The sequence below is a fragment of the Nocardia grenadensis NBRC 108939 genome (genome assembly GCF_001613445.1).
Classification (GTDB): domain Bacteria; phylum Actinomycetota; class Actinomycetes; order Mycobacteriales; family Mycobacteriaceae; genus Nocardia; species Nocardia grenadensis.
The window spans coordinates 159,326-183,161 of sequence record NZ_BDCJ01000005.1 but is presented as its reverse complement, the minus strand read 5'-3'; the positions used below and the strand labels follow the sequence as shown (position 1 = coordinate 183,161).

Genomic DNA, 23,836 nt, shown 5'->3' with positions numbered 1-23,836 from the left:
TGGCGCACGATATCGCGGGCGGTTCGGCCCCGTTGAGCGCCGCGCTGTCCAAGCGGCTGCTGTGGGAGGGTGTCGGACTCGAACCCGATGTGGTGGCGCGGCTCGAAGCCGAGCTGAACGAGCACATCGCCGACGGCCGGGATGCCGGGGAGGCGATGGCGGCCTTCCGGGAGCGCCGCCAGCCCTCGTGGTCCGGCTCGATCAATGACGAATGGCCGAGCTGGGCGCGCACGAAATGGTCCGGGCAGCAGAGCCTGGACTGACGTCGCTCAGCCCCCGCCGAGCAGCACCACCAGGAACAGCACCGCCATCACGACCATGAGTATGGTGCCGATGACGCCCAGGATGAATCCGACGACGACCTGCGTGTGGCCACCGTATGCGCCGCCGGACTCCTCGATCTGATCGAGTGCGCGCTTACCCATCGCCCAGGCCACCGGCCCGGTCAGCCCGCAACACAGCACGCTGAGCGCACCGAGGAACAGCACCGCTGTCGCGTGCGGGTGCTCTACCGGCTTACCGATGGGCGCGTTGGGTATCACCACATGACGAATTCTACGGTGCGGTGCCGGATTTGCGGTCCGGGCACGGCGGATTCACTCCCGAACCGGCCGCTGACCGCACCCCGACACGCTCGATCGCCGCGCCGCGGCCGCGGTTCGCCGGGCCGTGGGCCGGGCGGGCGGGACGCCGTGCTCGATCGGTCAGGCGCGGCGCTGCCGGGCGGTTTCGGCCAGCACAACGCCCGCGGCGACGGAGGCGTTGAGCGATTCCACCGGGCCCGCCATCGGGATGCTCAGGACCGCATCACAGGTCTCCCGGACCAGCCGCGACAGTCCCTTACCTTCCGATCCGACGACGATCACCGTGGGGGCGGTGGCGTCGAAATCGTCGAGGGACAGATCGCCGCCGGCGTCCAGGCCCACGATCTGGACACCGGTAGCGGCCCAATCCTTCAGCGTGCGGGTGAGATTGGTGGCACGGGCGACCGGGAGCCTGGCAGCGGCGCCGGCGCTGGTCCGCCACGCGACCGCGGTGACGCTGGCACTGCGCCGCTGCGGGATCACCACCCCATGCCCGCCGAAAGCCGCGACCGAGCGAACGACGGCGCCGAGGTTGCGCGGATCGGAGATATTGTCCAGCGCCACCAGCAGTGCCGGCTCGGCGGATTCCTTGGCCCGGTTCAGCAGATCGTCCGGGTGGGCGTACCGATAGGGCGGCACCTGCAGCGCCACGCCCTGGTGCAGGCCGTTGGAGCTCATCCGGTCGAGATCAGTACGCGGCACCTCGAGTATGGAGATCCCGGTATCGGCCGCGAGGCGGACACTCTCGGTGAGCCGCTCGTCGTTCTCGGTACCCACCGCTACGTACAGCGCGCTGGCCGGAACCCCGGCCCGCAGACACTCCACCACAGGATTGCGGCCCAGCACCAGCTCGGGACCGTCCTCGCTCCGCCTACCGGCGGGGCGCCCGCGGCCGGGCGGATTGTTCTGCGCGGCCTTGGCCTTCGCCGCCGACCGCCGCGCCGCCGGATGCTTCGTGCGCTGTTCGGCCGGTGGTGTCGGCCCGCGGCCCTCCAGCCCGCGACGCCGCTTGCCCCCGGACCCCACCACGGCTCCCTTCTTGGTGCCGCCTTTACGGATCGCCCCGCGACGTTGTGAATTGCCGGCCATCAGCCCGCCTTTCCAGGGGTAGGTGCGCCCAGCGACCATTCGGCACCGTTGGGTGTATCGGTTACTTCGATTCCGGCCGCCTGCAGCCGATCGCGGACCGCGTCGGCGGTCGCCCAGTCCTTGGCGGCCCGGGCCTGCTGCCGCCGTTCGAGTTCGGCGCCCACCAGCACATCCAGGGCGGCGTCGGCGGCCGAATGGTCGGCGGCGGCGTGCCAGTGCGGGTCGAGGGGGTCCACGCCCAGGACATCGAGCATGGCCCGGATCTGACCGGCGTGTTCCCGGGCGGTGTCGAGCACGCCCGCGTCCAGCGCGCGGTTGCCTTCGTGCACGCCGTGATGGATCTCGGCGAGCGCCTTCGGCACCCCGAGATCGTCGTCGAGCGCGGCGGCGAATCCGTCGGTCCATTTGCCCATCGGAATATCCCCGCCGCGTTCGGCCACCCGCTGTATGAACGCTTCGACCCGCTGATAGGACTGGGCCGCATCGTGCAGCGCCTTATCCGAATATTCCAGCATCGACCGATAGTGCGCACTGCCCAGGTAGAAGCGTAATTCCACCGCGCGCACCGATTTCAGCACATTGGGAATGGCCAGCACGTTGCCGAGCGATTTCGACATCTTCTCGCCGCCCATGGTGACCCAGCCGTTGTGCAACCAGTACCGGGCGAAACCGTGCCCGGCCGCCTTGGACTGCGCGATTTCGTTCTCATGGTGCGGGAAGACCAGGTCCATTCCACCGCAATGGATATCGAATTCCGGCCCCAGATAGAACTCGGCCATGGCCGAGCATTCCAGATGCCAGCCTGGACGGCCCGGGCCCCAAGGTGACGGCCAGGTCGGCTCTGCCGGTTTGGCGGCTTTCCACAGCGTGAAATCACGGGGATCGCGTTTACCGAGGCCGGCGCTTTCGCCCTGGTGCACATCTTCGAGCCGGTGCCCGGACAGATGCCCGTAATCCGGGTAGCTCCGGACATCGAAATACACATTGCCTTCGGAGGCGTAGGCGTGCCCCCGGTCGATCAGCCGCTGCATCAAATCGACCATCTGGGTTATGTGGCCGGTCGCGCGCGGTTCGGCGGACGGCGGCAGCACACCGAGTTGCCGATAGGCCTGATCGAAGGCGCGTTCGTGCGTCGCCGCCCATTCCCACCAGGGTCGGCCGGCCGCGGCCGCCTTGGTGAGGATCTTGTCCTCGATATCGGTCACGTTGCGGATGAACGCCACATCCGAGCCGTTGGCCGCAAGCCACCGGCGCAGAATGTCGAAGGCGACCCCGCTACGCACATGACCGATATGGGGTAGCCCCTGTACGGTCGCCCCACACAGGTACACCGAGGCGTGGCCGGGTACCAGCGGCGTGAAATCACGCAGGGTCCGTTTCTCGGTGTCGAACAGGCGCAGCGTCACGGCAGTCGATCCTAGTTTCGTGTATGGATTGCACTCGAATTTGGTGCAGGGGGATATGGGCAGGGTAACGGTGCGGCCGGGTGTTCCGGCAGTCGGCTCGGCCGCGCGTGCGAACTTCGGTATTCCACAGGGGCACGGTCGGCGGTTGGCGCGGTGAGCGCTTCACCGGCTCGAACCGATCACCGGTCCGGGCCCGGCGCCGGGCCACAGGACTGTGCGGGCGACCTCGCGGGCCCTATGCCGGTCGCACCTCGCGACCGTCTCCGGGCTGTCCACTCGGCCGCTCCGGACAGTGCAGCAGCGCGGTGGCGACCGCGGCGATCCCCTCACCCCGGCCGGTGAGGCCCAGGCCGTCACTGGTCGTGCCGGAGACCGATACGGGCGCGTCCAGCAGATCACCCAGTACCTGCTGGGCCTCGGCACGACGCGGACCGATCCGCGGCCGGTTACCGATCACCTGGACGGCGGCGTTGACGACCTCGTATCCGGCGTTGTCGAGCAGCCGCCGGACTTCCTTCAGCATGGCGGCCCCGGACACCCCGGCCCATTCCGGCCGGCCGGTACCGAAGACCGACCCCACGTCTCCCAGGCCCGCCGCGGCCAACAGGGCGTCACAGAGGGCGTGCGCGGCGACGTCACCGTCGGAATGCCCGGCGCAACCGTCCTCGCCGGCGAACAGCAAACCGGCCATCCAGCAGGGACGACCCGGTTCGATCGGATGTACATCGGTGCCGATCCCCACTCGCATGTTCAGCACGGCGTCACCACCGGGTACGCAGCGCGCAGGGATTCGGCCAAACGCAGATCGAAGGGGGTGGTGATCTTGAATGCCAGCGGATCGCCGGCGACGGTACGCACCTCGACGCCCAGCCGCTCCACCAGGCCGGCGTCATCGGTCGCCGAGCCCGCGTCGGCGTACGCGGCGCGTAATGCCCGCGCGGCGAATCCCTGCGGGGTCTGGATGGCCCGTAACGCGCCACGGTCCGGTGTACCGGTGACATTCCCGCCGGAATCGACGGTTTTCACGGTGTCGACCACCGGCAGTGCGGGCACGACAGCGGCATGACCGGCACGCAGCTCGTCCACCACCCGGGCGATCAGCGCGGGCGGCGTGAGCGCGCGGGCCGCGTCGTGCACCAGGAAGAACGCTGCATCACCGGCAGCGGCGAGACCGGCGCGTACCGAATCGGTGCGCTCGGCGCCGCCGACCACGATCCGCACCGGCGCATCGGGGGGTAGGAGAGCTGCCGTCCGGTCGACGTGTTCGGCGGGCACCATCACAATGATCTCGTCGACGACCGCGGCAGCCACCAGCCCGTTCACAGCCAGTGTGAGCATGGGTGTGCCGCCGATCGGGACGAACGCTTTGGGTTCATCTGCACCCAAGCGCACGCCACGACCGGCGGCAGGAACCAGTGCTGTGACGGGACCGGCGTCACGGCCGGGACCGTCTGTTTTGTGCACGATCAGGAAGCCGCGGCGAGAACCTCGTCGAGAAGCGTCTCGGCCTTGCCGTCATCGGTGCCCTCGGCGAGCGCGAGCTCCCCGACGAGGATCTGCCGAGCCTTGGCCAGCATCCGCTTCTCGCCCGCGGACAGGCCACGATCCTGTTCCCGACGCCACAGGTCACGAACGACCTCGGCCACCTTGTTCACATCGCCGGAAGCGAGCTTCTCGAGGTTGGCCTTGTAACGGCGGGACCAATTGGTGGGCTCTTCCGTATGTGGCGCACGCAGCACCTGAAAAACCCGATCCAGACCTTCCTGGCCCACGACATCGCGGACGCCGACATATTCCGCGTTTTCCGCGGGAACCCGAACAGTGAGGTCACCCTGTGCGACCTTCAGGACCAGATACTCTTTCTGCTCACCCTTGATGGTGCGGGTCTCGATAGCTTCGATCAAAGCCGCCCCATGATGGGGATAAACGACGGTATCTCCGACCTTAAAAATCATGTGTCCCGTGCCCCTTTCGATGTTCACAGTTTAACACGCGACTCGATAACGGCGCGATCAACTGCGCAGGTCAGGGCCACAACGACCAGGTACTGGGGCTTGACAGGACGAGTTTGGTGTGCATCACGTTGTGCCCGAACGAGTGTCGGGCACGGGCCCTCCGAGGGCATATGAAAACGCACTCCGCGCGGTCACGCAAGTGGGTCGCGGAGGCCCGATCGTTACCGGTCAGCGCGACGTCCCGGGATCTACACGACACCCGGTCGGCGCACCGGCCCCCGACGCGCACCGGAGCGCTGCCGAGACTACGATCCGCGACCCGCCGGACACACCATGACGTGCGACAAATCACACAACACACGGCACGTAATCCCCCCTGACGCCGCCCGGTGCTCCCCGGTCCCGAACCCAACTACTACAGTGCCTAGTTGGAGTGCGCCCACTCGGACATGGAGGACAACCCGTGACTGCCCTGACTGCTGTGACTGCCGCTGGCCCGGTCCCGACCCGGCGGCGCCGCATGGTTGCGGCCGCCGCGCTCGCCGCCGGTGCGGCGCTCATCCTGTCCGGCTGCAGCGCCGGTCAGATCTCCCAGACCGCCGTACAGGTCGCCGCCATCAACGGCAACACGGCCAACGCCGGCGATATCGCCCTGCGCAATGTGCACATCGTGTTCCCCGGCAGCGCCACCACCACCCACACCGCCGGCGGCAAGGCCGCGCTCGCGCTGTCGATCGTGAACACCGGCGCGGTCGGCGCAGACGAACTCACCAGCGTCACCACCGACCTCGGGACCGTCCAGATCACCCCGGGTAAAGGCGGCAAACTCGAGATCGCCCCCTCCGAGACGATCGTGGTCTCCACCCCGCAGGCCGGCGTGGAAACCCACACCGGCGACGAAACGATCAAAACCGAAGGCGGCGAGACCACACCGGCCCGCATCGAGATCACCGGCCTCACCAAGGACATCATCCCGGGCCTCGCATACGACGTCACGTTCAACTTCAAGAACAACGGGAACGTCCTGGTCCAGGTGCCGGTCGACGCCGGCGTAGAAGCGCCCCGGCACGAATCGGAACTCTCCAAGAGCACCACGGGCTCGGCAGGCGGGCACTGAGCTTTCCCTGAGCCGATGCCGGCCTCCCGGTGCCGGAACTTACAGCTTCCGGCACCGACCGAATCGAGGAGGCTCGCTCCACAGGGCGGGCCCGATTAGCGAAGGTGGAGGTGTGGGCCTGCTCGCGAAAGTGGGGGACGTGGGCCTGCTCGTGAAGGTGCTGTGTTTTCGGCGCGCTGGCGCGCGCGGGGTCGAGGCCCCCTTGGTCTCGCCGTTTCGGCCTCGGGACTCGCGCTTCGCGCATGCGATGTGCGGTGGGCCGTCCATAGAGTGCGACCGTTGAGCACCTTCGGCCAAGGGGCGAGACGGCCGCAACCCTTCGAGGTGTCTCGTAAGACTCGACTCATGCGGGTTGCGTCGGCAGTCGATGATCGGAGATCGGATGCCGACTCGACCACTGGTCGGCCTGGCCCCCGATCGCCTTCGCGAACTGGCGCACCCTCTCGGCGCCGAGTCTTACGAGGCCCTGAATGGGTCGAGGCCCGTCCCGAGGGGGCCTCGACCCCGCGGCGCCGAAGGCGCCGCCAATAAACACTGTCGGCGGGGCTGCGTAGGGTGCGGCTGTGGCAGGGACCAAGAACAAAGCCGTCTATCGGTGTTCGGAGTGTGCGCACGAGGTCGCCAAATGGGTCGGTAAATGTCCCGGCTGCGGGTCCTGGGGGACCGTGGACGAGGCGATGCCGGTGGCGGCCGCGGCGGCGGGGCCGGCGCGGAAGGCGATGCTCCCGAGTACCGCCGCGGCGCCGATCTCCCGGATCGATTCGCAGACCACCACGGCGCGGCCCACGGGGGTTTCCGAGCTGGACCGGGTGCTCGGCGGCGGGATCGTCGCGGGGTCGGTGGTGTTGCTGTCCGGCGAGCCGGGGGTGGGTAAATCGACCTTGCTGCTCGAGGTGGCGCATCGCTGGGCGCGCCAGCGCGACGAGCGGGCTCTCTACGTCACCGCGGAGGAATCGGCGGGACAGGTGCGGTTGCGTGCCGACCGGACGGGTGCGGTGCACGACCGGGTGTATCTGGCCGCCGAATCCGATCTCTCGGTGGTGCTCGGGCATGTCGATCAGGTGAAACCCACACTGTTGGTGGTCGATTCGGTACAGACGATGCTGGCCGCCGATACCGACGGCGTGATCGGGGGTGTCACCCAGGTGCGCGCGGTGACCGCGGCGCTGACCTCACTGGCGAAGGCGAGCGGTATCGCCGTACTGCTGGTGGGGCATGTCACCAAGGACGGCGCGGTCGCCGGGCCGCGCACCCTGGAACATCTGGTCGATGTGGTGCTGCAATTCGAGGGCGACAAGAACACCACATTGCGGATGGTGCGCGGGATCAAGAACCGGTTCGGCAGCGCGGACGAGGTGGGCTGTTTCGAACTCCACGACGACGGAATCGCCTGTGTGACAGACCCTTCCGGCCTGTTCCTGCACCACCGCGCGGATTCGGTGCCGGGTACGGCGGTCACCGTCGCGATGGACGGGAAGCGGCCGCTGGTCGGCGAGGTACAGGGGCTCACGGTGGAAACGCAGGCACCGGCACCCCGCCGGGCCGTCAGCGGACTGGACTACAACCGGGTGGCCATGGTGCTGGCGGTGCTGCAGAGCCGGTGCGGTGTCTATGTCGGTAAACAGGATGTCTACGCGGCCACCGTGGGCGGTATGCGGCTCACCGAACCGGCCGCGGACCTCGCCGTCGCACTCGCCATCGCCAGCGCGGCTCGCGATACAGCGCTACCGCCCGGTTGGGTGATCCTCGGCGAGGTGGGGCTGGCCGGGGAGGTCCGGCGGATCACCTCGGTGACCCGCCGGCTCGCCGAGGCCGAACGACTCGGGTTCACCACCGCGGTGGTGCCGCCGGGTACCGACGGCAAGGCCACACCGATGACCCTGCACGAGGCGTCCGGCCTGCGCGGCGCGCTGCGGTTGGCCGGCCTGACCGAGAAATGACTCCCGCTCAGGCGATATTGAAAGGTTCGGGCGCGCTGCGCACCGAACCCATCTGCGCCACCACGTTGTAGGCACCCGCGGGTACCTGCACCCGCTCCCCCGCGCATTCCGGCTGCGAGGTCGCGCCGGTCCAGGTGACCGTGAACGCGGCCTGCTCACCGCGGTCGAGGGTGCGCACATCCGGGTCGCCGTCGGGGAAACAGTCCGTGCTCGCCCACAGTTGCCGCCCACCGTCGAGCGAGTGCACGGATACGCGCTGCAGCCCGGATCCCACGTCCCGGGTGCACGCCGCACCGGAGATATTGGTGATCACGATCCCGAACACCGGCTCTTCACCGACCTGGTAGGTGGGCTGCCCCACCGACACCTTGATGGCCAGTGACTGGTCGGCGCATTGACCGGCGGCCGCCGGGGTGGGTTCGCTGCTGCGCGTAGCCGATATCGTGCCGGACGCACGCGTGCCGGTCGCCGTGGTGGACGATGCGGCCGGCCCCGGGCCGGGCTCGGTGGTCTCGGAGGCCGATGCCACCGCGGCGGCATCGGGCGCGTCACCGCCCCGGGAGACGGTGACGGCCAGCCAGATCACCACCGCGAGCGCGACCACGAGCGCGCCGATGGCGAACACACGACGCCGCCAGTAGATCTCCGGCGGTAACGGTCCTGTCGGTTCCAACACGTGTCAACGGTAAGCGCAGCGGGCGGCAGCGGTCGTCAACGGCACACCCGAAGGTGCCGCCGGCAGCCGCCCACGGAGTCAGACGGTCTCGCCGATATTGCCGACCACGCGGTGTAGCTTCGCCCGGCCGTCGACCAGTTTGTAGGTGACGCAGGCGATCGCGCATTTACCGGCCTGCACCCGCTCGGACACGATCATCGACCGTTCCATCAGCAGGCTGCTGGTCTCCACCACGTGGCGGGCTTCGAGCTCGTCCACCGATTCGAGCCCCTCGCGGCGCCCGATCAGCATCGACGGCGTGACCTTCTCGACGATGCTGCGGATGAATCCGCCGGGCACCTCGCCGCCGTCCAGCGCGTCCAGCGTCGCTTTCACCGCACCGCAGCTGTCGTGGCCGAGTACCACGATCAGCGGTACATCGAGCACACCGACGCCGTATTCGATCGATCCCAGCACCGCGGCGTCGATGACGTGGCCCGCGGTGCGGACCACGAACATATCGCCGAGACCCTGGTCGAAGATCAGTTCCGCGGCGACTCGGGAGTCTCCGCAACCGAATAGCACGGCGGTCGGATGCTGGCCGGCGACGAGCTTGGCTCGATCGGCGGCTCCCTGACTAGGATGCAGCAGCGTGCCGTTCACGAAGCGCTCGTTTCCCTCGCGCAGCGACTTCCAGGCACTTACCGGGTTGGACTGAGGCATGGTGTCCATTCTGCACGATTTGATGTGCTCACTTGCTTCCGTCCCGTTACCGCGCGGCGTCGGGCCACGCCGAACCGGTGGAACTGCACGGTGAGGTGGATGGAGTGGGTCGGTGAGCAGCGCAGGTATCGGGAAGCCGGGTTCGGGCGGGCGCGGTGTCGTGTCGATCGAACCCGGCGCGATCGACTCCGACACCCTGATCGATTGGTACACGCGGACGGCCCGGGACCTACCCTGGCGGCGGCCCGGAGTGAGCGCTTGGCAGATCCTGATGAGCGAGATCATGCTGCAGCAGACGCCGGTGTCGCGGGTGGAACCGATCTGGCGGGAATGGGTGCGACGCTGGCCGGTGCCCTCGGCCATGGCGGCGGCGAGCGCGGGTGAGGTGCTGCGGGCCTGGGGGAAACTCGGCTATCCGCGCCGAGCCCTGCGCCTGCACGAATGCGCCCAGGTCCTCGCCGCCGAGCACGGTGACCAGGTGCCCGACGATGTCGAAGTGCTGCTCGGGCTGCCCGGCATCGGCGCCTACACGGCGCGGGCGGTCGCCTGTTTCGCCTATGGGCAACGAGTCCCGGTGGTGGACACGAATGTCCGCCGGGTGGTGGCCCGGGCCGTGCACGGCCGGGAGGCCGGTAATCCGGCCGCCCGCGATCTACGGGAAACCGAGGCGCTGCTGCCCGGCCGGATCGACCGGGCAGCGGTGTTCTCGGCGGCCCTGATGGAACTCGGCGCGACGGTGTGCGCCGCGCGGACCCCGGATTGCGGGCGCTGCCCGCTGCCGCGTTGCGCGTGGGTCGCCGCGGGCCGGCCGGCGGCCGAGTCGGTACGCCGGACGCAGAAGTACGAGGGTACCGACCGGCAGGCGCGGGGGCGGCTGCTCGACGTGCTGCGGGCCGCGCACGCGCCGGTGGAACGCGTCCGGCTGGATCTCGCCTGGACCCGCGATCCCGGCCAGCGCGACCGCGCATTGGATTCGCTGCTGGTGGACGGGTTGATCGAGCAGACCGACGATGGACGGTTCGCCCTGGCCGGAGAGGGCTGACGCCCGCCGCGGCCGGAGCGCTCAGGTCTCGGCGACAGTTCCGGGGACTCCGCGCAGGCGCGCGAGGAAACGCTCCACCTCGGCCCGGTAGTACGCCGGCTGGTCATCGTGCACCAGGTGACCCGCATCGGGAACCAGGACATGTTCGGCGGCGGGATGTAATTCGGCCATCCGGCGCATCTGCCCCGGCGGGGTGATCGTGTATTCGCCCTCTAGCAGCAGCGTAGGGACGGTGAGCCTGCCCCACTCCGCCCAGAACGACCGGGCACCCCACTCCTCCGAGATATCCCGGAAGGTGGCCACCTCGCCGTGCAACCGGTAACCGTCCGGGCCCCGCTGGAACGAATCCCGGAAGTAACGGCCGGCGACCGGGCCGAAATGCGCCACCAGGGCGGCCTCGTCCGCGAAGGGCTGCGGCCAGGCCTCGACCATCGCGGCCCAGTGGGCGGCGGTACGGCCGGTGAAATCGGCTGCCATATCCTCCACCACCAGCCCGCGCACCCGGTTCGGATGCGTGGCCGCGAACACCCAGCCGTGCAGACCACCCATGGAATGCCCGATCACGATCATCGGCTCGGCGATGCGCGCGGTGGCGGCGGCCAGATCGGCGACGAAAGCGTCGGTGGTGAGTTCGGGCGGTGCGGGGCGCCCGTGCCCGGCGGCGTCGAAGGTGAACACCCGGCCGTGGTCACGCAACCACCGGACCTGGTTCTGCCAGGTACGGGCGCTGCCCATCAACCCGTGCAGCAGCAGTATCGGGATCCCGGTCCCGCCTTCGTCGTGCAACACCGGGCCGAGTTTATTCACAACCCTCCACAGGGCGGGGTCGGCGCCACCGGGCGGTGCACGTAGTGACCCGCTGTGGCGTGCGGCACTGTCCCTCCCGGACTCGCGATACCTAAGCTCAGGGGTATGGCTGTTGTGAAGATCAATGCGATCGAGGTCCCCGAGGGCGCGGGTCCCGAGCTGGAGAAGCGGTTCGCCCATCGCGCGCACGCGGTCGAGAACTCCCCGGGGTTTCTCGGCTTCCAATTGTTGCGGCCCACGGCCGGCGAGAATCGGTATTTCGTGGTCACCCAGTGGGATTCCGAGGAGTCCTTCGCGGCGTGGCGCGACGGCCCCGCCAAAGAGGCACATGCCGGACAGCAGAACAAGCCTGTCGCCACCGGCGCTTCACTGCTGGAGTTCGAGGTCGTACTCGATGTAGCGGGTAAACCCGCGTCCTGATCGCCTCCCCCACACCGGCCACGCCGCCGACCACCGGCGGCGTGGCCGGTGATCGTTCGTGGACATATTGACGGCGGCGACGGCCGGTGTCACAGTTCGAGGTGAAAGCAAAGGTGATGCGGTAATCCGGTGAGAACCCGGAGCGGTCGCGCCACTGTGATGTCCGCGCCGGAACGGGTGGGCAGAGTCAGACACCGGCACCTGCGCACAACTCGCGAACCGGACGCGAGCATCCGGATGAGGAGGACCCACCATGGCCATAGCCCATGTCCCGAGCAGGGCCGCCGATACGGCGGCGACAGTGCTCGTCACAGTAGGCGTCGTCCTGCTGGCACTGCTGACGCTCTACCTGGTCGGATTCGATCAAGGCGCCGTATCGCGCGGCGGTATGTTCCTGCACGAGCTGATGCACGACGGGCGCCACCTGCTGGGTGTCCCGTGCCATTGAGTGGATCTTTCGGTGCCCTGCTGCTCCGTGGTCTGCTCGCCGGCCTGATCGCCGGTCTCCTCGCGGGTGTCGTCGGAAATTTCGTCGGCGAGCCCAAGGTCGATGCCGCCATCGCCATCGAGGAGGCCGCGGCTCCCACGCCGGAGCATGCCCAGGATTCGGGTACCGGACATACGCACGGGGAGACAGCGCACACGCACGGGGACGAGGCCGTGGTGAGCAGGCCGTGGCAGAAATTCGGGCAGTTCCTGGCAAACGCCCTGGCCGGGATGGCGTTCGGGGCGATCGTGGCGACCGCGGCGCATTACGCCCGGCGGTTCACCGCGCTGCCCGGTCATCGGTTGATACTCGGGCTGGGCCTGGGCGGCTGGGTCGCGGTGGTGGCAGTGCCGTTCTTCAAGTATCCGGCCAACCCACCGGCGGTCGGTGACCCGGAGACGATCAACGAGCGCACCCTGCTCTGGCTGGCCTCGGTGGTGCTGGGCCTGGTGGCCGTCACGGCCGGTGTGTACATCTGGAAGGCGCTGCGGCCGCGGCCCGAATCCCTCCGGCTCGTCGCGGCCGCGGCCGGATTCGTACTGGTGATCACCCTCGGCTACGTGCTGTTGCCCGGGGTGAACGAAGTGGGGGCCGACTTCCCGGCCTCGCTGCTGTGGGAGTTCCGCGCCGCGTCGCTGGCCGTATCCACCGCGCTGTGGGTCGGGATCGCTCTGGCCTTCGCCGCGCTCACCGAGTGGAGCAACCGCGGTGGTACCCGGGTAGCGGAGGCTGCTGCTACAGCGGGTTGATCCGGGGAGCGGTAGTCACCGGGCATGGTCGAGGTATGCACGACACCACGCTCGCCCACCCGGACAGTCCACTCGCCCGGCGGCCCGCAGCCGTCACCATCGCCTTCGTCGCGCTCGTGGCGGCCGTGGGCTGCGGTATCACCGAAGCCGCGGTCCGGGGCGCGTTGCTGGGCGACGCAGCGGATATCGGCGAGCTCACCGGCGGTTGGCTACTGCGCGCCGGGATCTATCTGGCGGTTCTCGGCGTCGCGTGGCGGATGCTGCGGGGCGAACGCTGGGCCAGGAATCTGCTGGCCGCCGGGATAGGCGTGGTCGGTACGGCCTCATTGGTCGTGGAGCCTGTTCGGATGCTCGCGAACGGAGGCGCCGGTGTGTTCGCCGATATGAGCGCCGCGACCGTATTCCTGGCGCTCACCCGGGCCGGCCATCTATGCGCGGTATTCGTCGCGATCCCCGCCATGTACACACGGGGCGCCCGGGCGTGGTTCCGGGCCGGACACGGCGCCGGTAGGCCCTGGTAAAGGCCCTTCCCTGTCCCGGGCCCGCGCGGGGCCCGGGACAGGCATCTCAGGATTCCAGCGCCGCGTCCAGGGTGATGTCGTCCACTCCGCCCAGGGCCTTGCTCACCGGGCATCCGGCCTTGGCCGCAGCGGCCGCGGCGGCGAAACCCGCCTCGTCGAGGCCGGATACCCGGCCACGTACCTTCAGTGCGATCCGGCTGATCCGGAAACCGCCCGCCGGGTCGGGGCCCAGGGTCACCGCGGCCGAGACGTCGAGGCTCTGCGGGGTACCGCCGGCCTGAGCGATCTCGTTCGACAGCGCCATCGCGTAGCAGGACGAATGTGCCCCGGCGATCAGTTCCTCCGGGCTGGTTGTGCCGTCGGCGTCATCGGCCGACCGCTTCGGGAACGACACCTCGTACTTACCGACCCCCGAGCTGATCAGCTCGACCTGGCCGGAGCCGTCCTGGAGACCACCGGTCCATGCGGTGCGCGCGGTACGTGTGGGCATCACGATCCTTTCGAAGACGATTCGTTGTGAGTCGGACTCGAACCTACTAGTACCCTCACTTGGTCGCAGTTCGTTCGTCGAGGCGGGCCAGCACCGCGGGCCAGACGTCCCGATGCCGGTCGCGGGCCGCTTCGTCGGCAAAACCGCTGTGCCGCAACCGCAACCGGATGCCACGGGGTTGTTTGACCAGTTCCACCCGCACCACCGTTTCCGCGCCCTCGGTGCCGCCGGCGCCGGTCACCCAGGTCATTTCGACGAGCCGGCCCGGTTCCAGACGGAGGAAGCGGCCGTAATGCGGCCGAGAGTTCCCCTCCTCCCGGGTCTCGAAATAGAACGGCTCGTTCACCTCGGGCCGCATCCGCACCGAGGACGGTTCCGCGAACCAGATATCGAAGCCCTGGGTCCACGCCAAGTAGAGGAGTTCGGGTGAAGCGGTCATCACCCGCTCCACGGTGAGTTCGTACGGCCGTGTGGACAGGTCCGGTACACGCACTTGCTGGTCGACCATCACTGGACCATACCCGCGCCGGGGCGGGTACTGCCGCAGATGCGGTGATCACGCGCCGCTGCCGACCGGCCCACCCGGAACCGGCGCATTCGTCGTCGGAATACCATTGCGGCACCGGTAATCCGGGTGTGCGCCGACGACCGAGCACAACAGACGAATAGGGTGGTGCAGGTGGAGAGTGCGCGATGACGGGCTGGCAGATGGTCGGGCTACTGGGCTGGGTCGCGCTGGCCGCGGCGCTGTTCGAAGTGCTGCGGCACCGTCGCCTGCTCGCACAAACCCGGCAGGCCCTGGACACCGCCGAACGCATGGCAGCGCGGCAGCAGCGGGAACTCGAGGTCGGCACGGAGCGCCTGCTGATCGCCCGGGAGCTGCACGATGTGGTGGGGCACAATCTCTCGCTCATCAATGTGCAGGCCGGAATGGCCCTCCAGCAGGTGGAGAACAAGTCCGCGAAAGCGGCGGGGACGGTCGCCGAGATCAAAACGACCAGCCGCAACGCGCTCGAGGATGTGCAGGCACTGCGCCACGCGATCCAGGCGGTGGAGCCCCTATCCGGCGCACCCGCGCAGCCGCCTCCCGATCACGACCCCGCCGACGCCGCGGATATCGGTCCGCGCGAGCGTGCGAGGCGTTCGCGCCGAGGTGGTTTCGGCCGCCGCGACCGGCCCGGCGTCGACCGGTCGCGAGCGAACGGCTCCAGCGCGGGCCGCCCGCCGGCCGCCACCCAAGCGCCGTCCCCACCACCTCGCGAACCCGACCCCACCATGTCCGACCTGGACGAACTCCTGCGCAAACCCCGGCTGGCGGGGCTGACGGTGCACACCCGGGTCCTGGGGACCCCCGATTCCCTGCCCGCGGCGATCGACGAGGCGGCCACCCAGATCGTCCAGGAATCCCTGGCCAATGTCGTGCGCCACGCCCCGGGCTCCGAGGCCACCGTGACGGTGCGCTACACCGGCGATTCGGTGGATCTCACCGTCGACAACACCCGTCCCACCGGCAAACCCGAACACGCCGGCCCCACCCGTGGGATGGGGATCATCGCCATGCGGGAACGCACTCACGCGCTCGGTGGCGGATTGACCGCCGGCCCCAAACCCAGCGGCGGCTACCGGGTTGCCGCGCGGCTACCGAGCCGCCCACTGCGGATCGCGATCGACCCCGATGCGCGGCCCCCGACCCGTAACGAGCCCGGCGACAACGATTCTCGCCGGCCGCCGGCACCGGTAGCGGTGACCTCCGAACCACGCGGAAGCGGCGGCTCCCCGGCCGATCCGGGACCCGCAGCACCCGAGTGACCCCGCGGTTCAGCCCGGGTTCGCGTCGCGACGCTCTTGCTCGGTGAACCCGGCCGCGCGGGCCGAGTCCGGTGCGCCCGCCGGGGCCTGTAGCCGCCGTGAATACGCCCCTGCTGCCCGGAACACCCCGGCGACACCCGCCGGCGCCGCCCCGTAGGTGATGGACTGCTGCGGGGCGAAGCCGAGACCGCTCCCGATCTCGACCGCGTCCATATTGGCGCCGAGAAACAGAAAATCCCAGCTGTAGACGTTCTGCTGCTGCTCGATCAGTGACCGCACGGCGGCATGCGTCCATTCGCGGCTCGAATTCTCGTGCCCGTCGGTGAGGACGACCACGATCACGGTGCCGGGCCGCTCCTCCTCCGGCCGGGCGGCCAGTTCCGCACCGAGATCGGTGACCGATCTGCCGATGGCGTCGTAGAGCGCGGTGCCGCCGCGCGGCTGCAGGACCGGCGGCGGGACCTGATCGATCGGGACATTCGAGTACACACATTCGTACTCGGTATCGAATTGCGCGAGGGTGACCCGCACTGCCTTCTCGACCTGCCGCTGCTCCTCGAAATAGGCGGCCAACCCACCCTCGGTATCGGATTTGATGGTCTGCATGGAGCCGGAACGGTCGAGCAGAACCGCGATCGTGGTCAGATCCGGATTCGTCATGGTGATACCCCCGATTCGTATCGAATGAACTGCCGTCACCGTACGCGCGCGCACCGACCGGAATGTCCCCCGCAGACCGGCAGGCGCGTCCTCTCACCCACACGAAAGGGCCTGCCCACCGGTGTGATACCGGCGGGCAGGCCCTCTGCCGACCTGTCGGCTACTCGCCCGAAGCGGCTTCGGTCGAACCCTCGGAGGCGCCGGTGAGCACGACCTCGGGCTTCTTCTCGCCGTCTTCCTTGGTGAGCTTGGCCTTCGGTGCGAAGGTGAAGCGGGCGTCCTCGCCGGAGCCTTCGCCGTCCCAACCCTCGACATCGACCTGGACGGTCTGACCGGGGCCGATCTCGCCGAAGAGGATCTTCTCCGAGAGCTGGTCCTCGATCTCGCGCTGGATGGTGCGGCGCAGCGGCCGGGCACCGAGCACGGGGTCGAAGCCACGCTTGGCCAGCAGGCTCTTGGCGTTCTCGGTGAGCGTGATCGCCATATCCTTGGCCTTCAGCTGCCGCTCGACGCGGGCGATCATCAAATCCACCATTTCCACGATCTGCTCGGTGGTGAGCTGGTGGAAGACGATCACATCGTCGATACGGTTGAGGAACTCCGGCCGGAAGTGCTTCTTCAGCTCGTCGTTGACCTTGAGTTTCATCCGCTCGTAGTTCGATCCCTCCGCATTGCTCTGCGAGAAGCCCAGACCCACGGCCTTCGAGATATCGGAGGTGCCGAGGTTCGAGGTGAAGATCAGCACCGTGTTCTTGAAGTCCACGGTCCGGCCCTGGCCGTCGGTGAGGCGGCCGTCCTCGAGCACCTGCAACAGGGTGTTGTAGATCTCCTGGTGGGCCTTCTCGATCTCGTCGAACAGCACGACCGAGAACGGCTTGCGGCGCACCTTCTCGGTGAGCTGGCCACCCTCTTCGTAGCCGACGTACCCGGGCGGGGCACCGAACAGCCGCGACGCGGTGAAACGGTCGTGGAACTCGCCCATATCGATCTGAATGAGCGCGTCGTCGTCGCCGAAGAGGAAGTTCGCCAGCGCCTTGGACAGCTCGGTCTTACCGACACCGGACGGACCGGCGAAGATGAACGAGCCGGACGGACGCTTCGGATCCTTCAGACCCGCGCGGGTGCGGCGGATGGCCTTGGAGACGGCCTTGACCGCGTCCTCCTGGCCGATGATCCGCTTGTGCAGCTCGTCCTCCATGCGGAGCAGACGGGTGGTCTCCTCCTCGGTGAGCTTGAAGACGGGGATACCGGTCCAGTTGGCCAGCACCTCGGCGATCTGCTCGTCGTCGACCTCGGCCACGACATCCAGGTCACCGGAGCGCCACTGCTTCTCCCGCTCGGCCCGCTTGGCGACGAGCTGCTTCTCCTTGTCGCGCAGCCGCGCGGCCTTCTCGAAGTCCTGCGCGTCGATCGCCGATTCCTTCTCCCGGCGCGCGTCGGCGATCTTGTCGTCGAATTCGCGCAGGTCCGGCGGCGCGGTCATCCGGCGGATGCGCATCCGGGCGCCGGCCTCGTCGATCAGGTCGATCGCCTTGTCCGGGAGGAACCGGTCGTTGATATAGCGGTCGGCCAGAGTGGCCGCGGCCACCAGGGCACCGTCGGTGATGGACACCCGGTGGTGCGCCTCGTAGCGGTCGCGCAGACCTTTGAGGATATTGATCGTGTGCTCGACGGTCGGCTCGCCCACCTGCACCGGCTGGAACCGGCGCTCCAGGGCGGCGTCCTTCTCGATGTACTTGCGGTACTCGTCGAGGGTGGTGGCGCCGATGGTCTGCAGCTCTCCGCGGGCCAGCTTGGGCTTCAGGATGGAGGCCGCGTCGATAGCCCCCTCGGCGGCACCCGCGCCGACCAATGTGTGCAGCTCGTCGATGAACAGGATGATATCGCCGCGGGTGTTGATCTCCTTGAGCACCTTCTTCAGGCGCTCTTCGAAATCACCGCGGTAGCGGCTGCCCGCGACCAGGGAACCCAGGTCGAGGGTGTAGAGCTGCTTGTCCTTCAGCGTCTCCGGGACCTCGCCGTTGACGATGGCCTGGGCCAGGCCCTCGACCACGGCTGTCTTACCGACACCGGGCTCGCCGATCAGGACCGGGTTGTTCTTGGTACGGCGGCTAAGCACCTGCATGACCCGCTCGATCTCCTTCGAGCGGCCGATGACGGGGTCGAGTTTGCCTTCCAGGGCCGCCTGGGTGAGGTTGCGGCCGAACTGGTCGAGCACCAGCGAAGTGGACGGGGTACCCGTCTCGCCCCGGGCGCCGGACTCCACGGGCTCCTTGCCCTGATACCCGGAGAGCAGCTGGATGACCTGCTGGCGGACCCGGTTGAGATCGGCGCCGAGCTTGACCAGCACCTGGGCCGCGACGCCCTCGCCCTCGCGGATCAGGCCGAGCAGGATGTGCTCGGTGCCGATGTAGTTGTGACCGAGCTGCAGCGCTTCGCGCAGGCTCAGTTCCAGCACCTTCTTGGCGCGGGGGGTGAACGGAATATGACCGGACGGGGCCTGCTGGCCCTGGCCGATGATCTCCTCGACCTGGCTGCGCACGCCCTCCAGCGAGATACCGAGCGACTCCAGGGACTTGGCCGCGACACCCTCACCCTCGTGGATCAGACCCAGCAGGATGTGCTCGGTGCCGATGTAGTTGTGGTTGAGCATCCGGGCCTCTTCTTGGGCCAGGACGACGACACGCCTCGCGCGGTCGGTGAACCTCTCGAACATCGCTCCCTCACTCTCCTGCTCCGGACTCTATGGCCGGCTGACGCCGTGGTGTGTCGTGGACAACCGTCGGCTTCAGCCTGCCATGAAGGCCAGGGGTTGCGGCCCCCGCCTCCCACTCTAGTTGGCAGGGGATTACGCCGCCGCCGCTCCACCCTAATGATGTGGGCCCGACAGCAGACCTATTCACTCATAACGCCCTTACCCACCGATTGGTTTCCCACTCCGGTTTTGCCCAGAGCGAACAAAACGACTCCCAGAGCTGGGGATATCGGATAGTCGGGGGGTGAGCGGCCGGGGGACGGCGGTCACAGATCGCGATCGGTGATCAGACCGCTGCGCATGGCCAGCGCGGCGAGCCGGACCCGCTTCTGGTTCTGCGGCAGGTCCTCGACCCCGAACTTGGCGAACAAGGCGCGCAGATGGGTCTTGACGGCGTCCACACTCAGGAACAGTTCATCGGCGATCTGCTGGTTCGTGGCGGGGGCCGCGAAACCGGCATCCCCTTTGAACGGGCGGCACAGCGCGACGAGCACACCCCGCTGCGCCTCGGTCAGTGAGCGCACGGTGGGCGTACTGGCGCCGGAGGCGCGGGTGGCGTCGTCGGCGACACCATTGAAGTCGTGGAAGGACACCAGCGAGGTGCCCACCCGGATACGGTCGCCGGGCATCAGCCGACGGCGGCCGTTGATGCGTTCGCCGTTGACGAACGTGCCGTTACGGGAGAGGCCGTCGTCCACGATGGTCCAGTGCGCGGCGAGGTATTCGACCGCGGCGTGCAACCGCGACACCTCGGCGTCCCAGCGCAGCGACAGATCGGCACTCGCGGAGCGGCCGACGGTGATCCGCTGCCGATCGGGGCTCAACATCACCTCGCACCTACGGCCTTCGTCATCGGTGAATCGAAGGAACGAACCGACGGATCCGGACACTGCGCCGATACCTCACCTCTCCATATCGGCAGCAACTGCCGAACACTGCGGACCTCTTGCACTGCGGCGCATGTGGCCCGGCCGATCACACCTATGGTGCCGGGCAGTTCGCCACTCGGGCAAGATGGAACGCCGCCGGGCGCAGCGGCCCCGGCGATCGACGCCGGGGCCAGCGGTAATTCCAAATAGCTATCGAGAAGACCAGCCGTCGGCGTGTTCCGCGAATAACCCGCACGCGCGACGGTTGAAAGAAGAACTATCCCTTCGCGGCCTTGTTGTACGCGTCGGTGATATCCGCGGAGATGCGGCCACGCGCGGAAACCTTGTGACCATTCCGGCGGGCCCACTCGCGAATAGCCGCGCTTTGTTCGCGATCCATGGTGGCGCGTGCCTTGGTGTTCCCGGATGCCGCGACAGCGGCCTTCACCCGACGCCGGCCGCTCACCCGGCGGGCACTGGTCACCCACTGCTCCAACTCGTCCCGAAGCTTCGTCGCATTCGTCGACGACAGGTCGATCTCGTACGACACCCCATCGATTGCGAACTCGATGGTCTCGTCCGCGATGGACTCACCGTCGACATCGTCGATCAGGCTAACGGTGACCTTCTTTGCCATGAGATGAACGTCCTCTCGAAATCGTGCGGCCCGCAATATCAGGCCGATTACCCGAGGCAAGAATACCTCGAATTCGGAAAATTCCAAGGCGAGCGGCCTGCTATGCAAACCGTTCGCTCAACGGCCTACCGGCCGCACTATTGGGAACAGTATCGTTTCCCGGATTCCCAATCCGGTGAGCGCCATCAACAACCTATCGATTCCCATACCGGTTCCGGTCGTCGGCGGCATCCCGTGTTCCATCGCGGCAAGGAAGTCTTCGTCGAGCACCATTGCCTCATCGTCACCGGCCGCGGCCAGGCGCGCCTGATCGACGAACCGCTCGCGCTGGATCACCGGATCCACCAACTCCGAATACCCGGTGGCCAACTCGAAGCCGCGGACATACAGATCCCACTTCTCGGTAACACCGGCCTGCGACCGGTGCTGCCTGGTCAGGGGGGACGTCTCCACCGGGAAATCACGGACGAAAGTCGGCACGTACAGCTTGTCGCCGTAGCAGTGCTCCCAGAGTTCCTCCACCAGTTTGCCGTGGCCGTAGCCCTTACCTTCGGGAATTTCCAGGCCGACCCGATCGGCTAGCTCGAGCAATTCCGGAACACTTGTTTCCGGGGTGATCTCCACCTCCGCCGACTCGGACAACGACGGATACATCTCGACCGTTGTCCACTCGCCGCTCAAGTCGTATTCCGAACCGTCGGCGAGGGTGACAACCTGCGTTCCCAGCGCTTCCTCGGCGACTTCTTGGATCAATTCCCGGGTCATGCGCGCGGAGTCGTCGTAGGTACCGTACGCCTCATAAGTTTCGAGCATCGCGAACTCGGGCGAATGGGTGGAATCGGCACCTTCGTTACGGAAGTTGCGATTGATCTCGAAGACCCGCTCGATCCCGCCGACCACGCACCGCTTCAGAAACAATTCCGGAGCAATGCGCAGGTAGAGATCCATATCGAGCGCATTGGAGTGGGTGCGGAAGGGCCGTGCGGCCGCGCCTCCGTGCAGCGTCTGCAGCATCGGCGTCTCGACCTCGAGGAAATCCCGGCGTTCCAGCGCATTGCGCAGTGCGCGCACCACCGCCACCCGGGTACGGGCCGTTCGGCGAGCCTCCGGACGCACGATCAGATCGACATAACGCTGCCGGACCCGCGTCTCCTCGCCCATCTCCTTGTGCGCTACCGGAAGGGGCCGCAGCGCCTTCGCGGCCATGGACCAGGAATCGGCCATGACACTCAATTCACCCGTACGCGATGAGATGACTTCGCCGTGTACGAAAACCATATCGCCGAGATCCACATCGGCCTTCCACGCCGCCAGCGCGTCCGCACCGACACCGTTCAGGCTCACCATGGCCTGCAATGTGGTGCCGTCGCCCTCCTGTAGCTGAGCGAAACACAATTTGCCGGTATTTCGCATGAAGATGACCCGGCCGGCCACACCGACGATCGTGCCGGTCGCGGTATCGGCCGCGAGATCCGGATAGGCGGCGCGGATTTCGGCCAGACCATGGGTGCGCGGCACCGAAACGGGATAGGCCTCCCCGCCCGATCCGAGCAGCCGCTCCCGCTTCTCCCGGCGGATCCGCATCTGCTCGGGGACGTCGTCGACCTCCACAGAGCGGCTGGATCGCCCCGCGGGAACAGCGCCCGCGGAGCCGCCGGATGACGAGATGTTCGGGTTGCTCACAGCGAACCACCCTAGCGTGCACCGCAAATCGATTCGTCATCCGCCCGCCCCAACCGCGCGATAAGGAATGACTTACGGAAGGCACAGCAGGGCGCGCCGGGAGAAATAGACCATTTGGTTGCTTAGAATTTTCCCGGGTCGCCACCGCGCGACGGAAATGTATTGTCGTCCGGCCGCATTCGGCCTAGGACAACAATTCAGAGAACGGCGAGCGAACGAACTTCCCTGGTGAAGTGCGCGGCACCGGTGGCAACGGAACGCATACCGGCGGCTTCCAGCGCCTTGTACCCGCCGACCAGATCGGTCGCGCGGTGCAGCCCCAATTGGCGCAACGACGCCGCGGCGAGGCTGGAGGTGTAGCCCTCCGAGCACACCACCACCCACTCGACATCGTGGTCGGTGGCCAGCGCCAGGCGCGCCGAGCTGCTGGGATCGAGCCGCCACTCGAGCACATTTCGTTCGATGACCAGGGCTCCGGGCAGTGCCCCTTCCCTGGCCCGCTGCGCCGCAGGCCGGATATCGACCAGAATCGCCCCGCGGGCGAGCGCGCCGGGCAGTTCTACGGGATGGATCCGCCGCAATTGCGCGCGGGCCTGGTCCAGCATCTGATCAATGGTCAGTCGCGACATCAGAGGTCACCTTCGGGCTGGTCGGTGAGAACGGTGTGAGTGCGCCGCAGGCTGCCGTGTCCGGTCACTTCGTAATAGGACATGGCGGTGAGCGGCGGCGAGTAGGCATGCACGCTGAGCGTGGGATCCAGCGGGCCGGTACCGGACGGGCCGGATACCGCGCTCCGGTCGGGGGCGCGCACGACATCGTGCACCCAGCCGATGGGGAACGCGGCCTGATCACCGGCGGAAAGCACCCGGTGTCGCAATTCGGTTCCGTTCCAGCGGTATTCGGCCAGCGCCCCGCTGAGTACGGTGAGCGCCCCGAGCGAACCGGCGTGATCGTGCAGTTTCGTGGATTTGTCCGGGGTCCAGCTGATCAGCCAGACATCGACCTCGTCGTCGGCGACCAGGCGGGTGGCCCAGCGGTCGACCGCCGGCCACAGACCGTCCGCGGGAAGCAGGTGGTCGTACCGTCCGGCGAGCACATCCTCACCGGTCTCGTCGGTCAGACGCAGCAGATCGGCCGGGCGCAGCCGCGTGGGCAGTGCCGGGGAGATCGGGCGATCGGGAATCGGATTCGCGGCCGCGGCGGAAGTGTCACGGGCCGACCGACGCACAACGGACGAGAGAACAGGCGAATGCATGAGCGCATCTCCAGGAAGTGAAAGAAACGGTCGAGGACTGCAGAATGCCTCGAACGATCGAGGCGAATCAGCCTCGACAACACTCGTGGGTACGCATGCGGTTCAGCACACGGTGAGTTTAGCAAGCCGGTGGCGGCTCGGCCACATTCGAATCAGCGGAATACGTCACAGCCGCGGGCCGCG

The 23,836-nt window shown here is 67.8% G+C and carries 26 protein-coding genes, 1 pseudogene and 1 riboswitch; of the genes and pseudogenes, 9 read left to right on the top strand and 18 right to left on the bottom strand.

All coding sequences use genetic code 11. The annotated features are described in order from the left end of the window. Positions 1–263, top strand: a pseudogene (locus NGR01S_RS31470) (crotonase); the annotation flags it as partial. Between the two features lie 6 nt (positions 264–269). On the opposite strand, the gene NGR01S_RS06870 reads toward NGR01S_RS31470, so the two are convergent. From NGR01S_RS06870 to carD, 6 genes are all read right to left on the bottom strand, one after another. After that, entirely contained in the window at positions 270–545 is a 276-nt protein-coding gene (locus tag NGR01S_RS06870) for a DUF4190 domain-containing protein (RefSeq protein ID WP_030524119.1), read from the bottom strand. A gap of 159 nt (positions 546–704) precedes the next feature. After that, complete coding sequence (gene rlmB / locus NGR01S_RS06865; RefSeq protein ID WP_063035354.1) at positions 705–1,673, bottom strand: 23S rRNA (guanosine(2251)-2'-O)-methyltransferase RlmB; 969 nt, start codon at positions 1,671–1,673, stop codon at positions 705–707. Beyond that, positions 1,673–3,079 carry a cysteine--tRNA ligase gene (cysS, locus tag NGR01S_RS06860; protein WP_063035316.1) on the bottom strand — a complete coding sequence of 469 codons (1,407 nt, stop codon included), beginning with the start codon at positions 3,077–3,079 and terminating at the stop codon, positions 1,673–1,675. Before cysS ends, rlmB begins: the two co-directional genes overlap by 1 nt. A gap of 235 nt (positions 3,080–3,314) precedes the next feature. After that, the gene (gene ispF / locus NGR01S_RS06855; protein WP_063035353.1) at positions 3,315–3,827 is read right to left on the bottom strand and encodes a 2-C-methyl-D-erythritol 2,4-cyclodiphosphate synthase; all 513 of its coding nucleotides are present in this window, start codon (positions 3,825–3,827) and stop codon (positions 3,315–3,317) included. Positions 3,828–3,829: 2 nt separating this feature from the next. After that, the gene (gene ispD, locus NGR01S_RS06850; RefSeq protein WP_084480445.1) at positions 3,830–4,543 is read right to left on the bottom strand and encodes a 2-C-methyl-D-erythritol 4-phosphate cytidylyltransferase; all 714 of its coding nucleotides are present in this window, start codon (positions 4,541–4,543) and stop codon (positions 3,830–3,832) included. Between the two features lie 2 nt (positions 4,544–4,545). Then, entirely contained in the window at positions 4,546–5,034 is a 489-nt protein-coding gene (gene carD / locus NGR01S_RS06845; RefSeq protein WP_011206964.1) for an RNA polymerase-binding transcription factor CarD, read from the bottom strand. A 481-nt stretch (positions 5,035–5,515) separates the two neighbouring features. Between carD and NGR01S_RS06840 the strand changes: the two genes are divergently transcribed. Both NGR01S_RS06840 and radA read left to right on the top strand, forming a co-directional pair. Beyond that, positions 5,516–6,151 (top strand): copper chaperone PCu(A)C domain-containing protein, encoded by a 636-nt coding sequence (locus NGR01S_RS06840; protein ID WP_245664464.1) that lies wholly within the window; start codon positions 5,516–5,518, stop codon positions 6,149–6,151. 563 nt (positions 6,152–6,714) lie between these two features. After that, positions 6,715–8,091, top strand: a complete 1,377-nt coding sequence (gene radA, locus NGR01S_RS06835) for a DNA repair protein RadA (RefSeq protein ID WP_063035313.1) — start codon at positions 6,715–6,717, stop codon at positions 8,089–8,091. 7 nt (positions 8,092–8,098) lie between these two features. Here radA and NGR01S_RS06830 read toward each other — a convergent pair whose 3' ends face one another. Beyond that, positions 8,099–8,767 (bottom strand): hypothetical protein, encoded by a 669-nt coding sequence (locus tag NGR01S_RS06830; protein ID WP_063035312.1) that lies wholly within the window; start codon positions 8,765–8,767, stop codon positions 8,099–8,101. A 78-nt stretch (positions 8,768–8,845) separates the two neighbouring features. After that, the gene (locus tag NGR01S_RS06825) at positions 8,846–9,469 is read right to left on the bottom strand and encodes a carbonic anhydrase (RefSeq protein WP_063035352.1); all 624 of its coding nucleotides are present in this window, start codon (positions 9,467–9,469) and stop codon (positions 8,846–8,848) included. Positions 9,470–9,650: 181 nt separating this feature from the next. On the opposite strand from NGR01S_RS06825, the gene NGR01S_RS06820 reads away from it, so the two are divergent. After that, complete coding sequence (locus NGR01S_RS06820; protein ID WP_245664472.1) at positions 9,651–10,511, top strand: HhH-GPD family protein; 861 nt, start codon at positions 9,651–9,653, stop codon at positions 10,509–10,511. A 21-nt stretch (positions 10,512–10,532) separates the two neighbouring features. Here the strand turns inward: NGR01S_RS06820 and NGR01S_RS06815 are convergent, their stop codons facing one another. Further along, positions 10,533–11,300, bottom strand: coding sequence for an alpha/beta fold hydrolase (locus tag NGR01S_RS06815; protein ID WP_063035350.1), 768 nt, complete (start codon positions 11,298–11,300; stop codon positions 10,533–10,535). A 123-nt stretch (positions 11,301–11,423) separates the two neighbouring features. Here NGR01S_RS06815 and mhuD point away from each other — a divergent pair, with 123 nt between their 5' ends. From mhuD to NGR01S_RS06795, 4 genes are all read left to right on the top strand, one after another. Then, entirely contained in the window at positions 11,424–11,738 is a 315-nt protein-coding gene (gene mhuD / locus NGR01S_RS06810; protein WP_039821787.1) for a mycobilin-forming heme oxygenase MhuD, read from the top strand. Positions 11,739–11,807: 69 nt separating this feature from the next. Continuing rightward, positions 11,808–11,955: riboswitch (cobalamin riboswitch) on the top strand. Positions 11,956–11,991: 36 nt separating this feature from the next. Next, positions 11,992–12,186: a CbtB domain-containing protein gene (locus NGR01S_RS06805; protein WP_063035311.1), complete on the top strand. Its 195-nt coding sequence runs from the start codon at positions 11,992–11,994 to the stop codon at positions 12,184–12,186. Then, positions 12,177–12,974 carry a CbtA family protein gene (locus tag NGR01S_RS06800; protein ID WP_063035310.1) on the top strand — a complete coding sequence of 266 codons (798 nt, stop codon included), beginning with the start codon at positions 12,177–12,179 and terminating at the stop codon, positions 12,972–12,974. Before NGR01S_RS06805 ends, NGR01S_RS06800 begins: the two co-directional genes overlap by 10 nt. Positions 12,975–13,009: 35 nt before the next feature. Then, complete coding sequence (locus NGR01S_RS06795) at positions 13,010–13,495, top strand: hypothetical protein (protein ID WP_063035309.1); 486 nt, start codon at positions 13,010–13,012, stop codon at positions 13,493–13,495. Between the two features lie 46 nt (positions 13,496–13,541). On the opposite strand, the gene NGR01S_RS06790 is transcribed toward NGR01S_RS06795, so the two are convergent. Continuing rightward, entirely contained in the window at positions 13,542–13,985 is a 444-nt protein-coding gene (locus tag NGR01S_RS06790) for an OsmC family peroxiredoxin (RefSeq protein WP_063035308.1), read from the bottom strand. Positions 13,986–14,040: 55 nt separating this feature from the next. After that, positions 14,041–14,493 (bottom strand): SRPBCC family protein, encoded by a 453-nt coding sequence (locus NGR01S_RS06785; RefSeq protein ID WP_063035307.1) that lies wholly within the window; start codon positions 14,491–14,493, stop codon positions 14,041–14,043. Between the two features lie 185 nt (positions 14,494–14,678). Between NGR01S_RS06785 and NGR01S_RS06780 the strand changes: the two genes are divergently transcribed. After that, the gene (locus tag NGR01S_RS06780) at positions 14,679–15,794 is read left to right on the top strand and encodes a sensor histidine kinase (RefSeq protein ID WP_063035306.1); all 1,116 of its coding nucleotides are present in this window, start codon (positions 14,679–14,681) and stop codon (positions 15,792–15,794) included. Between the two features lie 9 nt (positions 15,795–15,803). Here NGR01S_RS06780 and NGR01S_RS06775 read toward each other — a convergent pair whose 3' ends face one another. The 7 genes from NGR01S_RS06775 to NGR01S_RS06745 form a co-directional block, all read right to left on the bottom strand. Beyond that, a complete protein-coding gene (locus NGR01S_RS06775) occupies positions 15,804–16,454 on the bottom strand; it encodes a vWA domain-containing protein (RefSeq protein WP_174551668.1) in 651 nt (216 codons plus the stop codon). A 160-nt stretch (positions 16,455–16,614) separates the two neighbouring features. Continuing rightward, entirely contained in the window at positions 16,615–19,170 is a 2,556-nt protein-coding gene (locus NGR01S_RS06770; protein WP_063035305.1) for an ATP-dependent Clp protease ATP-binding subunit, read from the bottom strand. A 305-nt stretch (positions 19,171–19,475) separates the two neighbouring features. Further along, entirely contained in the window at positions 19,476–20,036 is a 561-nt protein-coding gene (locus tag NGR01S_RS06765; RefSeq protein WP_084480444.1) for an FHA domain-containing protein, read from the bottom strand. 319 nt (positions 20,037–20,355) lie between these two features. Further along, positions 20,356–20,715: a histone-like nucleoid-structuring protein Lsr2 gene (locus NGR01S_RS06760; protein ID WP_063035303.1), complete on the bottom strand. Its 360-nt coding sequence runs from the start codon at positions 20,713–20,715 to the stop codon at positions 20,356–20,358. Positions 20,716–20,832: 117 nt separating this feature from the next. After that, positions 20,833–22,299 (bottom strand): lysine--tRNA ligase, encoded by a 1,467-nt coding sequence (gene lysS, locus NGR01S_RS06755; protein WP_063035348.1) that lies wholly within the window; start codon positions 22,297–22,299, stop codon positions 20,833–20,835. A 296-nt stretch (positions 22,300–22,595) separates the two neighbouring features. After that, a complete protein-coding gene (locus NGR01S_RS06750; protein ID WP_063035347.1) occupies positions 22,596–23,018 on the bottom strand; it encodes a rhodanese-like domain-containing protein in 423 nt (140 codons plus the stop codon). Positions 23,019–23,026: 8 nt separating this feature from the next. Further along, positions 23,027–23,653: a cupin domain-containing protein gene (locus NGR01S_RS06745; protein ID WP_084480442.1), complete on the bottom strand. Its 627-nt coding sequence runs from the start codon at positions 23,651–23,653 to the stop codon at positions 23,027–23,029. Positions 23,654–23,836 lie beyond the last annotated feature (183 nt).